The following is a 15215-nucleotide window of genomic DNA, read 5'->3' as shown; positions in this document are numbered from 1 at the left end:
GCGTGGAGCACTACGACCTGACCATCATCGGGACCGGCTCGGGGAACAGCATCCCCAACGCCGAGTTCGACGCCCGCTACGGCGATATGCGCGTGGCGATCTGCGAACAGGGCACCTTCGGCGGCACCTGCCTGAACGTCGGCTGCATCCCCACCAAGATGTTCGTCTACGCCGCGGAGGTCGCGCAGACCATCCGGGAGAGTTCCCGCTTCGGCATCGACTCCCACATCGACAAGGTGCGCTGGCCCGACATCGTGTCGCGGGTCTTCGGCCGTATCGACCCGATCGCGGCCGGCGGCGAAGCCTACAAGCGCAGCATGACCAACATCGACGTGTACGGCAGCCACACCCGGTTCACCGGCGCCGCCGACGGACGCTACACACTGCGCGCCGAGGACGGTGCGGAGTTCAGCTCGGATCAGGTGGTGATCGCCGCCGGGGCCCGCGCCGTCGTGCCGCCGGCCATCACCGAATGCGGTGTGCAGTACTACACCAGCGACAACATCATGCGGATCGCGGCGCTGCCCGAGCACCTGGTGATCGTCGGCGGCGGTTTCGTGGCCGCGGAATTCGCGCACGTGTTCTCCGCGCTCGGAGTGCGCATCACCGTCGTGGTGCGCGGACCCGGAATGCTGACCCACTGCGATGAGACGGTCTGCCACCGGTTCACCGATCTGGCGGCGGCCAAGTGGGATCTGCGCACGCACACCAACGTGGTCGGGTCGCGCCCGCAGGGCGGTGACGGTGTCGTATTGGAACTCGACGACGGTTCCGAGCTGGTCGCGGACATGTTGCTGGTGGCCACCGGCCGCAAGCCCAACGGCGATCAGCTGGACGCCGATCTGGCCGGGGTCCAGCTCGACGGCAGCATGGTCGTGGTCGACGAGTACCAGCGCACCTCCGCGCGCGGGGTGTGGGCGCTGGGCGACGTGTCCTCGGCGTATCAGCTCAAGCATGTGGCCAATCACGAGATGCGGGTGGTCCGGCACAACCTGCTGCGCGACTGGGACGACACCGCGGCCATGGTGGCCAGCGATCACCGTTTCGTACCGTCGGCGGTGTTCACCGACCCCCAGATGGCCACCGTCGGGCTGACCGAGGCCGAGGCCCGCGAGGCCGGCCACGACATCGTGGTCAAGGTGCAGGACTACAGCGACACCGCCTACGGGTGGGCCATGGAGGACCACACCGGCGTCGCGAAACTCATCGGCGACCGCGCCACCGGCAAGCTGCTGGGCGCCCACATCATGGGCCATCAGGCGTCCTCCATCATCCAGCCGCTGATCCAGGCGATCAGCTTCGGCCAGACCGCCAAAGAGGTTGCCACCGGCCAGTATTGGATCCACCCCGCGCTGCCCGAGGTGATCGAGAACGCACTGCTGGGTCTGCTGGACTGAGTTCAGCGCCTGGTCGCCGTCACCAGCAGGTACTCCGCCTCCCAGCCGTCATCCCGCCGGGATGACGCCAGGAATTCGAGGAAGGCGTCGTCCAGCGCGGCAAGCCGGTCGGGCCGGTCGGCGTTGGCTGCGTAGACCGCGATGGTGGGTCCGTAGTTGCGCTTCCAGTACTCGCGGAACTCCAGCGGTTCGCTGCAGTGATCGAGGCGCACCGTCCGGCGCTGCATGTCGGCGCCGGTGACCCGGTCACCGAACAATTCGCTCACGTGGGTTTCGTCCCCCCACAACGGTGCCGGACTCGCACCGGGAGGTGGCGGCGGCGCGAAGGGCTTCATGGTGGCGAACAGCTGCCCGACGAAACCCGTCGGCGTCCAGTTGATCAGCCCGATGGTGCCGCCCGGACGGCATACCCGCACGAGTTCGTCGGCACTGGCCTGGTGCCGGGGCGCGAACATGACGCCCACGCAGGACATCACGATGTCGAAGGCGTTGTCCGCGAACGGCATCGCCTCCGCGTCGGCCTCCACCCAGTCCAGCTCGACGCCCTGTTGCGCGGCGCGGGTGCGGCCCGCGGCGAACAGTTCGGGGGTGAGGTCGGCGGCCGTGACCGATGCCCCGGCGCACGCGGCCGGGATGGCGGCATTACCCGCGCCGGCGGCGACGTCGAGGACCCGGTCACCGGCGCCGACCCGGCAGGCCTCGACCAGTTCGGAGCCGAGTTCGGGGATGAGTTCGGTGGCCACCGCGACGTAGTCGCCGGAGGCCCACAGGGCGCGGTGTCTGAGCTTGAGTGCGCGGTCGGCGTCGGCGGAATCCGTCTCGGTGGCGTTCATCAATCCATGCTGATCCGAACCTGGCCGGAAATGTCCGGAAATCGCGGATCAGTTGTGACCCGCACCGATCCAATGCAGCAGGTCATGCACGATGTCGTCGGCGAGCCGGTAGCTGACCGAACGGCCCGCTCGGCTGCTGGTCACCCAGCCCTGCCCGCGCAGCACCCGAAGTGCCTGCGACACCGCGTTTTCGGATCGCCCCAGCGCGGCGGCCAGGTCGCTGACACAGATGCCCGGAACCCGGTGCAGGCTGAGCAGGATCTCGAGGCGATGCGGGTCCGAGAGCAGGTCGAACCGGCGCGCCCATTCGGAGGTGTCGACGTCGGCAAGCGCCGATGACGCCTTCTGCACCACCGACGCGTCCTCCATGGAAGGCAATCTAGTCCAGGAAGCCGTGCAGCAGCGCGGCCGAGCCGGCCAGGTGCGCGCACATGGCGTCGGCCGCCGCGGCGGCGTCTGCGGCCAGGATGGCGCCGACGATCGCCTCGTGCTGCTCGTCGGAGTGCGCGATGTTGCGCGGCAACAGCGGGATCTGGTCCAGCAGGGCGTTGACCCGCATCCGGTTCTCGGCCACCAGCGGCACCAGCGACACCGAACCCGCCGCCTCCGCGATCGCCAGGTGCAGCCGGGAGTCCAGCCGGCGGTAGTCCTCGGGGGCGGCCCCGCGCACATCGTCGAGCCGGGCGCACAGCTCACCGCGCTCGGCCTCGGTCAGCGTGCGGCCGGCCGCCGACCGCGCGGCGCCCACCTCCAGGATCTCGCGCAGTCGCAGCGCATCGTCGATGTCGGCCCGGGTGACGTCCTCGGTGCCGGGTGCCAGCCTGGGTATCTCGTCGGCCAGGAACGTGCCGCCGTACCGTCCGCGCCGCGACACCAGATAGCCGGCCTCGGCCAGTGATTTGATGGCCTCCCGCACGGTGTCCCGGCTGACGCCGAGCCGCGCGGCCAGCTCGCGTTCCGGTGGCAGCGACTCGCCGGGCGCCAGCACCCCGAGCCGGATGGTCTGCAGCAGCCGCGCCACGGTGTCCTCGAAGGCATTGCCCAGCCGTACCGGTCGCAGCAGGCTCTCCGAGGTGGTCTGCGGATCCGGCGGGGAGGTCATGGTGTCCGCTATCTCACAGCGGCGTGACGTAGGCCGAGCTGATACCACCGTCGACCAGGAAGCTGGACCCGGTGATGAAGGACGCGTCGTCGCTGGCCAGGAACGCCACCGCGGCCGCCAGTTCCTCGGGCTCGGCGAACCGGCCGACGGGGACGTGCACCAGCCGGCGCGCGGCGCGCTCGGGATCCTTGGCGAACAGTTCCTTGAGCAGTGGAGTGTTCACCGGGCCCGGGCACAGCGCGTTGACCCGGATGCCCTGGCGGGCGTACTGCACGCCGAGCTCGCGCGACATCGCGAGCACCCCACCCTTGGAGGCGGTGTAGGAGATCTGCGAGGTGGCCGAGCCGAGCACCGCCACGAACGATGCGGTGTTGATGATCGACCCCTTCTGGGCGGGCACCATGTGCCGCAGCGCCGCCTTCGAGCACAGGAACACCGATTTGAGGTTCACGTCCTGTACCCGCTGCCACGCGTCGAGGCTGGTGTTCTCGATCAGATCGTCGTCGGGCGGGCTGATTCCGGCGTTGTTGAAGGCGATGTCCACCCCGCCGTGCACGTCGAAGGCGGTGTCGAACAGGTTGTCCACCGCAGCTGGGTCGGAGACATCGACCTGGACGAACTGGACATTGAGATCGTTGGCGACGGTCTTGCCCGCGGCCGGATCGACATCGCCGATGACGACGATCGCACCTTCGGCCTGCATGCGCTTGGCGGCCGCCAGCCCGATACCGCTGGCGCCGCCGGTGATGACGGCGACCTTGTCCTTGAGTCGCTGGGTCAGATCTACGTTTTCCATTAGATGTTCTCCGTTATCGCAATGAAGACGTTCTTGGTTTCTGTGAAGTGCAGTGGCGCATCGGGGCCCAGCTCGCGGCCGAGGCCGGACTGTTTGAAGCCACCGAACGGGGTGCTGTAGCGCACCGAGGAGTGCGAGTTGACGCTGAGGTTCCCGGCCTCCACGGCACGCGAGACCCGCAGCGCCCGTGACACGTTCTCGGTCCAGATCGAGCCGGACAGCCCGTAGCTGGTGTCGTTGGCCAGCGCGATGGCGTCGGCCTCGTCCTCGAACGGCAGCACGGTGACCACCGGCCCGAAGATCTCCTCGGTGACGGTGCGGTCGGTGCGCTGCGGCGTCAACACCGTTGGCGGGAACCAGAAGCCGGGACCTGACGGTGCCGATCCGCGAAAGGCCACCGGGGCATCGTCGGGGACGTAGCCGCGCACCGATTCCCAGTGTGTGCGCGACACCAATGGTCCCATCTCGGTGTCGCGGGAGGTCGGGTCGCCGACCTTCACACTCGCGACGGCGGGTTCCAGCAGTTCCATGAACCGGTCGTAGACGTTGCGCTGCACCAAAATTCGGCTGCGCGCGCAGCAGTCCTGGCCGGCATTGTCGAAGACGCCGTAGGGCGCGGTGGCAGCCGCGCGCTCCAGGTCGCAGTCGTCGAACACGATATTGGCGCTCTTGCCCCCGAGTTCCAGGGTGACGCGTTTGACCTGCGCGGCCGCACCGGCCATCACCCGGGTGCCGACGGCGGTCGATCCGGTGAACACGATCTTGCGCACATCGGGGTGGCTGACGAAGCGTTCGCCGACCACCCCTCCGGCGCCCGGCAGCACCTGGAACAGGTCGGGGTCCAGCCCGGCCGCCACCGCCAGCTCGGCCAGGCGCAGGCTGGTCAGCGGCGTCCATTCGGCCGGTTTGAGCACCACGGCGTTACCGGCGGCCAGCGCCGGGGCGAAACCCCACGACGCGATGGTCATCGGGAAGTTCCACGGGGTGATGATCCCGACGACCCCGAGCGGCTCGTTGAAGGTGATGTCGATACCGCCGGCCACCGGGATCTGCTGTCCCAGCAGGCGTTCCGGGGCGGCCGAGTAGTAGGTCAGCACGTCGCGGACATGCCCGGCCTCCCATTCGGCCTGCCCGACCGGGTGCCCGGAGTTGGCGACCTCCAGGGCGGCGAGCTCACCGATATGCGCGTCGACGACCGCAGCGAAGGCCCGCAGCGCGCCGGCCCGTTCGGCGGGCGCCAGCCGGGCCCACCGCCGCTGCGCGGCGACCGCGCGGGCCACCGCATCGTCCACCGCCTCGATGTCGAGCAGTTCGACATCGCGCAGTACGTCCTCGGTGGCCGGGTTGATGACCGTCGAGGTGCTCATCGGGACACCCTTTCTGTTGTGTATTCGCGTGCCGCGTCGGCCACCGCCGTGAACAGCCGCACATCGTCGAGGCGCTCCTCGGGATGCCACTGCACGGCGAGCACGAAGCTGTCGCCTTCGAGTTCAACCGCCTCGATGACACCGTCGGCGGTGTCGCGGGCGCTGACGATCAGCCCGGCACCGAGCGCGTCGATGGCCTGATGGTGATAGCACTGCGCATCGGAGGTCTCACCGATGAGGGCCGCCAGCCGGGTCCCGGCCACGGTGCGTACCGAGGAGGTGCTGAACACCGCGTTGCCCTGCTGGTGGCGGCTGTGCCCGAGCACATCGGGCAGGTGCTGGTGCAGGGTGCCGCCGAGCGCGACGTTGAGCACCTGGGCGCCGCGGCAGATTCCGAGCACCGGCATACCGCGCCGCAACGCCGCGTTGAGCAGTGCGAACTCCCAGGAGTCCCGCTCGCCCATCGGCTCATCGGTGGTCGGGTGCCGTTGACTGCCATAGCTTTCCGGGTTGACGTCGCGGCCGCCGGTGATGATCACGCCGTCGATGCCGTCGAGGACGCGGTCGGCCACCTCGGTGCCGCCGGGTTGCGGCGGCAGCAGCAGCGCGGTGGCGCCGCCGCGGTTCACCCCGTCGATGTAGATGGCCGGCAGGAAGCTGGCGTCGACATCCCAGACGCCGGTCTGGGCGCGCTGCAGGTAGGTGGTCAGGCCCAGGACAGGTCTCGGGACCGCTCTGGCTTCAGAGTCGCTCAAAGCCGCGCACCCTCTCCCAGTCGGTCACCGCGGCATTGAACGCGGCGAGCTCGATGTGCGCATTGTTCAGATAGTGGGCGACCACCTCGTCACCGAACGCGGCCTTGGCGATCTCGGAGTGCTCGAACAGCGCCGCCGACTCGGCCAGGGTGCTCGGCAGCCGTTGCGCGCCACCGGTGTAGGCGTTGCCGGTGCAGGCTTCCTCCAGTTCCAGGCCCTCATCGATACCGTGCAGACCGCCGGCGATCAGCGCCGCGACGGCCAGGTACTGGTTGACGTCACCGCCGGGTGCCCGGCACTCCACCCGCATCCCGGGGCCGTGACCGACCACCCGCAGCGCGCAGGTGCGGTTGTCCATCCCCCAGGCGATCGCGGTCGGGGCAAAGCTGCCGTCGGCGAAACGCTTGTAGGAGTTGATGTTCGGTGCGTAGAAGAAGGTGAGCTCGCGCAGGGTGGCGATCTGGCCTGCCACGAAGCTGCGGAACATCGCCGACATGCCGTCCGGATCATCCTCGTCGGCGAAGACCGCCGCCCCGTCGGTGGCTTGCAGCGAGATGTGGATGTGGCAGCTGTTGCCTTCGCGCTCATCGAACTTGGCCATGAAGGTCAGCGATTTGCCGTGCTGATCGGCGATCTCCTTGGCGCCGTTCTTGTAGATGGTGTGGTTGTCGCAGGTGACCAGGGCCTCGTCATAGCGGAACGCGATTTCCTGCTGACCCAGGTTGCACTCGCCCTTCACGCCCTCGCAGTACATGCCCGCGCCATCCATCCCGAGGCGGATGTCGCGCAGCAGCGGCTCCATCCGGGTGGACGCCAGCATCGCGTAGTCGATGTTGTAATCGGTGGCCGGTGTCAGGTTGCGGTAGCCGGATTTCCAGGCCTCGCGGTAGGTGTCGTCGAAGACCATGAACTCCAGCTCGGTACCGACGAACGCGCTCAGGCCGCGCTCGGCCAGCCGGTCGAGCTGGGTGCGCAGGATGGTGCGCGGGGAAACCGCGACGGGCCGGCCGTCGGTGAAGGACAGGTCGGCCATCACCAGCGCCGTGCCCGGCTGCCACGGCAGCAGGCGCAGGGTGGCGAAATCCGGGGTCATGGCCATGTCGCCGTAGCCGGTCTCCCAGCTCGACATCGCATAGCCGTCGACGGTGTTCATGTCGACATCGACGGCCAGCAGGTAGTTGCAACACTCGGCGCCGTGCGCGGCGACCTCTTCGACGAACAGCCGCGCCGACACCCGTTTACCGATGAGACGGCCCTGCATGTCGGGGAACGCGACGATGACGGTGTCGATCTCGCGGGCGGCGACGAGCTGTTCCAGATCGGCCTGCGACAGCATTCCGGTGTCAACCATGGGGCGCACTCCCTCGTCGGCTACGGCGCGGGATCGGCGGTGACCCGGCGCCACCTCTAAAGGTAGGCCATCAGACCAATGGAATGCGAGAGGGCCCCGCCGTCACCAGGTGCTGGTGCGCATCACGATCTCGGCGGCCAGCTGCGCGGTGGATTCGCCGGCGTTGCGCCGCCCCAGCAGCTCGACCAGACGGAAGTCGCCGTAGACGAAGCGCTGGCTGGCGCGCGCCACTTTCGCCGCCGCGGCGGTGCTCACCAACGCGGTGGTGGCCACCTCCACCGGCGGGCAGTTCTCGTCGCGGATGGCGCCGGCCTCATCGGGGGCGCGCGGATGTCCGCGGTCGATCACCACCAGCCCGGTGAACCGGTCCAGCCGGGTGGCCGCGAGCTCCCAGGCCAGTTCGGCCCCGACCCGGTCGCCGACCAGGGTGCCCCAGCGCACCTGCAGCGCGTCCAGGATGGCGATAACTGAAACCGCGGTCAGGCGGGGCGACGGGGCGATGACGACGGTGCGCAGCGATGCGGTGTGCAGCCGCTCACACACCGCGCTGTAGGCCGCCGGCGCATGCTGGACGGACCCCAGCAGCACCACCACTCCGGCGTTCTCCGGACCTGCGACCTCGACCGGGAATGCGAAACCGTCGACGGTCACGGTCGACCCAGCGGTCTCGGGGGGCATGTCGGTCACGCTAGGACATCCGCGGGCTCGGCGCAGGCGTTTTCCCGGTCTTGCACGTCGGCCATCAGGGTGTCCGCAGACGTTGCGCTTGTTTGCCGGTGACATCCAGAAAGGTCTGCGGCAGCGTGGCTTTGACGGGGATCGACGGGTTGGCCGTCGGGAACGCGACGGCGAAAACGGCCATCGAATCGACGTTCTCGAAGGAGAACCAGACACTGCTCTGCGCACCGGCGAGATCCATCGTCTGCTGATAGACCAGCGCGTCGGGGCGCTCGGTGTCCAGTCGTTCGGTGGTCATCGGGATGGGTGCGGCGTTGCGGTCGAAGTAGGTCGCGAAGCTCGCGCACCGCTGCGCGGTGGCGTCCAGCCCCTCCATGTCCAGCGGCCAGCTCAGCACCGTCACCAGCGTCCGGGCCCCGTCGTAGCTGACGGTGTACTTGGCCGCGCTGCCGGCGCCGCGCTCGGCGGACGCGGTGATCACCTTGGTGAAGCCCTCGCTGCACCCGGGCGGATCGGACAGCATCGCCGGCGGCGCCCCGGTGCCGTCGGGTTCGCCGGGGTTCTCGATGATGCGGTCGAACTGCACGCCCGCCGGGAAGTCGGCCGAGCTCAGCAGCACGCGTTCCAGTCGCTCCCCCGGCCAGGTCGGGCTGCCCTGTACGGCGCTGGTGCAACCGGTGAGCGCGGTGGCCATCACCGCGAGCAGTGCCGGCAGCCACCGAACCATGGGCGTCATGGGCCCAGGCTACCCAGCGCCGAGGCGATGACCGGTCGCCGCGGAGCACCGCCGAGCAGACCCAGCAGCGCATCGAGATCGACGTGGGTGGTCAGCGCATCGGCCATCAGGTCCAGCTGGGCATCGCGGCGGGCGACCACGCTGACGTCGCCGGCCACCTCGAAGCCGGACCGGCCCGCCGCCGCGGCGGCCTCGGTCAGCCAGGCGCGCCGGACCTCGTCGTTGTCGAGCAGGCCGTGCCAGTGCGTGCCGTAGACCGCACCGCGGCGGATCCCGACGCCCAGCCAGTCGTCGTCGCCGCTGCGACGGACCTGACCGTGGTGGATCTCGTAGCCGTGCAACGGAGTTTCCCAGTGCCGCAACGTCTTCTCCGGCTCGAACACGATGTCGGCGTCGAGCAGGCCGAGCCCGTCGACGGCACCGGCGCCGGATTCGACTGGGTCGTCGATGGACCGGCACAGCATCTGGAAGCCGCCGCACACACCGAGCACCGGCCGGCCCGCCGCCGCGTGCGCGTGCACCGCCGCGGCCAGGCCGCGCTCGCGCAGCCATGCCAGGTCGGAGACGGTCGCCTTGCTGCCGGGCAGCACCACCACATCGGCCTCGGCGACCTCGGCGGGGTCGGCGACCCAGCGCACCGCCACCCCCGGCTCACAGGCCAGCGCCTCGACGTCGGTGGAGTTCGAGATGCGCGGCAGGCGCACCGCGGCCACCGTCAGCCACTCCGCGCCGCGGGGCGGGATCGGCTGCCCGAGGCTCTGCCCGGCCTGCACCGACAGCGAATCCTCGGTGTCCAGCCACAGCCCGTCCAGGTACGGGATGACGCCGTAGGTGGGCCGCCCGGTCAGGTCGCGCAGTTGGTGCAGCCCAGGTTCCAGTAGCGCCGGGTCACCGCGGAACTTGTTCACCAGGAATCCGCTGATGAGCTTCTGATCCTCGGGTTCGAGCACCGCGACGGTCCCGAACAGGTGGGCCAGCAGGCCACCGCGGTCGATGTCGCCGACCACCACCACCGGCAGATCGCCGGCGCGGGCAAGTCCCATGTTCGCCAGATCGGTGGCCCGCAGGTTGATCTCCGCCGGCGACCCGGCGCCCTCGCAGATGACCACGTCGAATTCTGTTCGCAGTGCTGCCAATTCGCCGTTGACGATATCGGCGAGTTGACGCCGTTTGGTCAGGTAGTCGCCGGCGGCCATGGTGCCCGCGACCTGACCGCGCACCACCAGTTGCGATGTCCGGTCGCTGCCCGGTTTGAGCAGCACCGGGTTGAACCGCACGCTGGGCGCCAGCCCGGCCGCACGCGCCTGCATGGCCTGGGCGCGGCCGATCTCACCGCCCTCGACGGTGACGGCGGAGTTGTTGCTCATGTTCTGCGCCTTGAACGGCGCGACCCGAATTCCCCTGCGCGCCAGCAGTCTGCACAGCCCGGCGACCACCATCGACTTGCCGGCGTCGGAGGTGGTGCCGGCGATCAGCAGTGCGCTCACACGAGCGTCAGGATCTCGGCACCGTCCTCGGTGACCACCAGCGTGTGCTCGAACTGGGCGGTCCACTTGCGATCGCGGGTGGCCACCGTCCAGCCGTCATCCCAGATCTCGTAGTCCAGGGCGCCGAGGTTGATCATCGGTTCGATGGTGAAGGTCATGCCCGGTTCGATGACGGTCTCCACCGCGGGCTGGTCGTAGTGCAGCACGACCAGGCCGTTGTGGAAGGTCTCGCCGATGCCGTGACCGGTGAAATCGCGTACCACGTTGTAGCCGAACCGGTTCGCGTAGGCCTCGATGACCCGGCCGACGATGGACAGTGCCCGGCCGGGTTTGACCGCCTTGATGGCACGCATGGTCGCCTCGTGGGTGCGTTCGACCAGCAGGCGGTGCTCCTCGGAGACATCGCCTGCCAGGAAGGTGGCGTTGGTGTCGCCGTGCACCCCGTCGCGGTAGGCGGTAACGTCGATGTTGACGATGTCACCGTCCTCGATGACGGTGGAATCCGGGATGCCGTGGCAGATGACCTCGTTCAGCGAGGTGCAGCAGGACTTGGGAAATCCCTTGTAGCCCAGGGTGGACGGGTACGCGCCGTGATCGAGCATGTACTCGTGCGCGACGCGGTCCAGGTGGTCGGTGGTCACCCCGGGCGCGACCGCCTTGCCGGCCTCGGCGAGGGCGCCGGCCGCGATCCGTCCGGCCACCCGCATCTTCTCGATGACCTCCGGCGTCTGCACCCACGGTTCGTGGCCTTCGACCGCCGTCGGCTTCCATGCGTACTCGGGACGCGGGATGGACTTGGGCACCGGCAGTGTCGGGGAGAGCTCACCGGACCGAAGGGGCGCGCGCACAGGCATGGGGACAGCCTAATCGTCGGCTCACGGGCGGTGCCTGCAGCGCGGGGCACCGACCCGCGGAGAGCACCATTCTCCGGATGCGGTAATGGTGTTACCGTACGGCGGTGAGCCAAACGCACATCCTGGACCGGCTGGGCTACCGGGAGATCGAATCGACCGATGACCGGCTGGTGCTGGAGATGGAGAACCGGCCCGATCTCGCCAATGTCCGTGGCGCACTGCAGGGCGGGCTGGTCGCGACGCTCATCGATATCGCGGCGGGCATCCTGGCCGGCAACGCCACCGGCGTCGGCCACGACGTGACGACCGCCGATCTCAACATCCACTTCCTGGCCCCGATCATGGGCACCGCCCGCGCCGAGGCCAAGATCGTGCGGGCCGGAAAACGGCTCATCGTGACCTCGGTCGATGTCACCGATGTCACCCGCGACCGGCTCGCCGCGCGCGCGACGCTGACCTTCGCGGTGCTCGAACCGCGTTAGGACCGGCGAAAACCGGGCTTCCAGTTCCGGCGTGGCCCGCGGATATCCACCGAACCGCACACCACCTTGCCGGTGAGCACGATGTGCGGGGAGCCCTCGGCCGGCGCGTCGCGGCGGTGGTCATTGGCACTGCCCACCACCACCTCGACATCGTCGATGGAGGCGCTCGCGCCGTCGGGCAGACGCAGGTCCAGCCCACCGAACCGCAGATCGAGTTCGACCACGATCATCGGGCCCGCAAAACGCGCCCGGGTCAGGTCCAGATCCACCGAACCCATCCGGCGGTGCAGCGCCAGCCGGGTCGGAACCACCCATTCCCCATGACGTTTCAGCGAACCCAGCACACCGCGCAGTTCCACCCGGTCGGCGGCCGAGGTGATGATGGCGCCGGGTCCGGGCAGGTCGCCGACGAGTGCTTCCAGATCGGTGTGCAGCCGGGCCTGTGACACCAGCGCCGAGCGTTCCTCGAATTCACCGATGTCGATCAGCCCGAGCGCCACCGCATTGTGCAGCCGGCGCAGGGTGCCGTTGCGGTCGGCGTCGGACACCCGCAGTGTCGTGAGGTCGTCGTTGTTCATCCCACAGACAGATTAGGCCAGATAATCCGGCGGCAATCCGTTGAGCATGTCGCGGCACATCCGCACCGCGTACTCCGAACTGCCGCCGCCGACGATCAGGGCCGCGAAGGCCATGTCGCCGCGGTACCCGGTGAACCAGGCGTGCGAGCCGCCGTTGAATTCAGCCTCACCGGTCTTGCCGCGGACATCGCCGAGGCCGTTGAGATCCTTGGCGGTGCCGTTGGTCACCACCAGCCGCATCATCGGGCGCAGGCCGTCCATGATCTCCGGGCTGACCGGCTCACCGGTCTCCCCCTTGACCTCGGTCTCGCGTCCCTCGATCAGATGTGGCACCGGCGTCCTGCCGGCCGCGACGGTCGCCGCGACCATGGCCATGCCGAACGGGCTGGCCAGCACCTTGCCCTGCCCGAAGCCGTCCTCGGTGCGCTCGGCCAGATCCACCGTCGGGGGCACCGACCCGGTCACCGTGGGCACCCCGTCGACGACGAAGTCCGGACCCAGCCCGTACCGGGCGGCCGCGGTGGTCAGTCCGCGCGGCGGCATGGTGCTGGCGAGTTCGGCGAAGGTGGTGTTGCAGGAGTTCGCGAAGGCCCGCGACAGCGGGACCGTACCGAGATCGAAGGCGTTGTAGTTGGTGACGGTGCGGTGGCCGATGTCGAGGGTGCCCGGGCAGCCCAGCAGGGTGTTCGGGGTGGCCATATCGCGTTCCAGCGCCGCGGCGGCGGTGACGATCTTGAACGTCGAGCCCGGTGGGTACAGGCCCATGGTGGCGGTCGGCCCGTCGACGTCGGCGGCGGAGTTCTGCGCGACGGCCAGGATCTCACCGGTCGACGGTTTGATCGCGACGATCATCGCCTTCTTGCCGACCATGTCCACCGCATCCTGGGCGGCGTTCTGCACGGCACGGTCCAGGCTGATGGTCACCGAGGGCGCCGGGGTGCCGGACTGCTCGTTGAGCACCGCGACGTCGACGCCGTTCTGGTTGACGCTGACCACCCGCCAGCCGGGCTCCCCGACCAGGTCCTCGGTGACCGCCTTCTTGACCTCCTGCACGATGGCGGGCGCGAAAGTGTCGTCGGTGGCCAGCATTTCGGGTTGCGGGGTGATCACCACACCGGGCCGGTTGCCGAGGGCCGGGAACACCCGGTCGTAGTCGGACTTGCGCAGGGTGATCAGGCTCAGCGGGGTGGTGCGCGAGCTGGCCTCCTCGGCGAGGCGCTGGGCGTCCATGGCGGGGTCGAACGGGCGCAGCGCATCGGCCACCGCGCGGGCGGTCGGCATCAGGTCGGCGCCGGCGGCGCGGGCGTCCAGCGCGTAGTGGTAGAGGTAGCCGGGCACCAGCACATCGCTGCCGCCGCGCTCGTTGACCGAGGCCCGTCCCGGCGGATCGGCGCGCAGCGCCAGCGTCTGGTTGGCGCCCAGGCCGGGGTGCAGCGCGGTGGTGTTCCAGCGCACCTGCCACAGGCCCTCGTTGCGCACCATGTTCAGCTCGCCGTCGTAGGTCCAGGTTCGGTCCTTGGGCAGGTGCCAGGTGTAGCGGAACTTCACGGTGCCGGTGTCGACGGCGTACTTGGAGCCGGTGATCTGGGTGTCCAGCCGCCGGGCCTGCAGCCCGGACCAGGCCTCGTTGAGGGCGGACTGCGCCTCGGCAGGCTTGTCGGACAGGTGGGCGGCACCCGCGGTGTCCCCGGTGACCAGTGCCTCGAAGAACTGCGCGGCAACCGGTTCGGGCCCATCGGGTTTGGGGGTGCAGGCAGTCAGAGAAGCAACCGTCGCGACGGCGACGAGGATCGCGGCCGTACTCAGCACGCGCGATGCCCGTGATGCTGTTGAGGTTATTGATGCCAGCGATGTCATTGTGGCTGATGTTAAGAGTGTGACGGCCGCATCCGTCGGAGGCGCACCGAGACGGAACCGTTACGGCCTTGAGACTCAGTCGAGCAGGATGGTCGCGAACGTGCCGACCTCGGTGAAGCCGATCTTCGCGTAGGTGGCCCGGGCGACCTCGTTGAACCCGTTGACGTACAGGCTGGCGATCCGCCCGCTGCGCAGTACCGCTTCCGACACCGTGGCGGTGCCGGCCGCTCCGAGGCCGCGGCCCCGCCACCGCGGGTGCACCCAGACGCCCTGGATCTGGCCGACCGTCGGGGACTGCGAACCGATCTCGGCCTTGAAGACGACCTCGCCGCGCTCGAAGCGCGCCCAGGCCCGGCCCGCCGCGATCAGCCCGGCCACCCGGCGCCGGTAGCTGCGGCCGCCGTCACCGAGACGCGGGTCGATGCCCACCTCACCGATGAACATCTCGATGGCCGCGACCAGATAGGCGTCCAACTCCTCCATCCGGACCGGCCGCACGGCCGGGTCGGCCTCGCAGTGCGAAGGCCCGTTCAGCGCCATCAGTGGCTGATCGGCCCGCACATCGCGGGCGGTTCCCCAGCCCGGCTCCAGCCGCTGCCACAGCGGCAGCACCAGTTCGGCCCGGCCCACCAGCGAGGAACATCGGCGCGGCGCACTGAGCGCCTTGTCGGCGAAGGCTGACAGGTCATCGGCACTGCCGCGCAATGGAATCAGGTTCGCTCCGGCGTAGCACAGGGATTCGGCCGGGTTCCGGCGCGTCCACAGCTCGCCACCGATCGCATTGGGGTCGACACCGAAGTCGAGCACCCGGCAGGCCACCATGCACGACGCGACCGGATCGGCTTCGAGCACCCCACGCACCGCATCCAGGTCGCGAACCACCGACACCTGTCGGTCGTCAGTGACACGTGACAGCGGTGGAGCCGACATTGGAGCACTCTT

The 15215-nt window shown here is 69.2% G+C and carries 16 protein-coding genes; 2 read left to right on the top strand and 14 right to left on the bottom strand.

Features of this window, described 5'->3' with window-relative positions; translation table 11 throughout:
- The first annotated feature begins 2 nt into the window (after positions 1 to 2).
- Positions 3 to 1397, top strand: coding sequence for a mycothione reductase (gene mtr, locus ASE48_RS18755; RefSeq protein WP_057168661.1), 1395 nt, complete (start codon positions 3 to 5; stop codon positions 1395 to 1397).
- 2 nt (positions 1398 to 1399) lie between these two features.
- On the opposite strand, the gene ASE48_RS18750 is transcribed toward mtr, so the two are convergent.
- The 11 genes from ASE48_RS18750 to map form a co-directional block, all read right to left on the bottom strand.
- On the bottom strand, positions 1400 to 2230 hold the full coding sequence (locus tag ASE48_RS18750) for a class I SAM-dependent methyltransferase (protein ID WP_057168660.1): 831 nt from the start codon (positions 2228 to 2230) through the stop codon (positions 1400 to 1402).
- Between the two features lie 48 nt (positions 2231 to 2278).
- Positions 2279 to 2599: an ArsR/SmtB family transcription factor gene (locus ASE48_RS18745; RefSeq protein ID WP_057168659.1), complete on the bottom strand. Its 321-nt coding sequence runs from the start codon at positions 2597 to 2599 to the stop codon at positions 2279 to 2281.
- 10 nt (positions 2600 to 2609) lie between these two features.
- The gene (locus tag ASE48_RS18740) at positions 2610 to 3332 is read right to left on the bottom strand and encodes a FadR/GntR family transcriptional regulator (protein WP_057168658.1); all 723 of its coding nucleotides are present in this window, start codon (positions 3330 to 3332) and stop codon (positions 2610 to 2612) included.
- A 13-nt stretch (positions 3333 to 3345) separates the two neighbouring features.
- Positions 3346 to 4128, bottom strand: coding sequence for a 3-oxoacyl-ACP reductase (locus tag ASE48_RS18735; protein WP_057168657.1), 783 nt, complete (start codon positions 4126 to 4128; stop codon positions 3346 to 3348).
- Positions 4128 to 5495 (bottom strand): aldehyde dehydrogenase family protein, encoded by a 1368-nt coding sequence (locus ASE48_RS18730; RefSeq protein ID WP_057168656.1) that lies wholly within the window; start codon positions 5493 to 5495, stop codon positions 4128 to 4130. The genes ASE48_RS18735 and ASE48_RS18730 overlap by 1 nt, the downstream gene beginning before the upstream one ends.
- Complete coding sequence (locus ASE48_RS18725; protein WP_057168655.1) at positions 5492 to 6250, bottom strand: gamma-glutamyl-gamma-aminobutyrate hydrolase family protein; 759 nt, start codon at positions 6248 to 6250, stop codon at positions 5492 to 5494. The genes ASE48_RS18730 and ASE48_RS18725 overlap by 4 nt, the downstream gene beginning before the upstream one ends.
- The gene (locus tag ASE48_RS18720; protein ID WP_057168654.1) at positions 6237 to 7601 is read right to left on the bottom strand and encodes a glutamine synthetase family protein; all 1365 of its coding nucleotides are present in this window, start codon (positions 7599 to 7601) and stop codon (positions 6237 to 6239) included. The genes ASE48_RS18725 and ASE48_RS18720 overlap by 14 nt, the downstream gene beginning before the upstream one ends.
- 102 nt (positions 7602 to 7703) lie before the next feature.
- Positions 7704 to 8279, bottom strand: coding sequence for an alpha/beta hydrolase (locus ASE48_RS18715; RefSeq protein WP_057168653.1), 576 nt, complete (start codon positions 8277 to 8279; stop codon positions 7704 to 7706).
- Positions 8280 to 8343: 64 nt separating this feature from the next.
- Positions 8344 to 9006, bottom strand: a complete 663-nt coding sequence (locus ASE48_RS18710) for a hypothetical protein (RefSeq protein ID WP_057168652.1) — start codon at positions 9004 to 9006, stop codon at positions 8344 to 8346.
- 5 nt (positions 9007 to 9011) lie between these two features.
- Positions 9012 to 10502 carry a cobyric acid synthase gene (locus ASE48_RS18705; RefSeq protein ID WP_268766315.1) on the bottom strand — a complete coding sequence of 497 codons (1491 nt, stop codon included), beginning with the start codon at positions 10500 to 10502 and terminating at the stop codon, positions 9012 to 9014.
- The gene (map, locus tag ASE48_RS18700) at positions 10499 to 11356 is read right to left on the bottom strand and encodes a type I methionyl aminopeptidase (RefSeq protein ID WP_057168651.1); all 858 of its coding nucleotides are present in this window, start codon (positions 11354 to 11356) and stop codon (positions 10499 to 10501) included. The genes ASE48_RS18705 and map overlap by 4 nt, the downstream gene beginning before the upstream one ends.
- A gap of 104 nt (positions 11357 to 11460) precedes the next feature.
- Between map and ASE48_RS18695 the strand changes: the two genes are divergently transcribed.
- Entirely contained in the window at positions 11461 to 11838 is a 378-nt protein-coding gene (locus ASE48_RS18695) for a PaaI family thioesterase (protein ID WP_057168650.1), read from the top strand.
- Here the strand turns inward: ASE48_RS18695 and ASE48_RS18690 are convergent.
- The 3 genes from ASE48_RS18690 to ASE48_RS18680 form a co-directional block, all read right to left on the bottom strand.
- Complete coding sequence (locus ASE48_RS18690; protein WP_057168649.1) at positions 11835 to 12416, bottom strand: DUF1707 SHOCT-like domain-containing protein; 582 nt, start codon at positions 12414 to 12416, stop codon at positions 11835 to 11837. The two genes, ASE48_RS18695 and ASE48_RS18690, sit on opposite strands and share 4 nt — an antisense overlap.
- Positions 12417 to 12428: 12 nt before the next feature.
- Positions 12429 to 14273, bottom strand: a complete 1845-nt coding sequence (locus tag ASE48_RS18685; RefSeq protein WP_057168648.1) for a penicillin-binding transpeptidase domain-containing protein — start codon at positions 14271 to 14273, stop codon at positions 12429 to 12431.
- A 75-nt stretch (positions 14274 to 14348) separates the two neighbouring features.
- Complete coding sequence (locus ASE48_RS18680; RefSeq protein ID WP_057168647.1) at positions 14349 to 15203, bottom strand: GNAT family N-acetyltransferase; 855 nt, start codon at positions 15201 to 15203, stop codon at positions 14349 to 14351.
- Positions 15204 to 15215 lie beyond the last annotated feature (12 nt).

The organism is Mycobacterium sp. Root265, assembly GCF_001428895.1.
Classification (GTDB): Bacteria; Actinomycetota; Actinomycetes; order Mycobacteriales; family Mycobacteriaceae; genus Mycobacterium.
The sequence above is the reverse complement of the archived record's forward strand: the minus strand, read 5'-3'. Positions and strand labels throughout refer to the sequence as shown.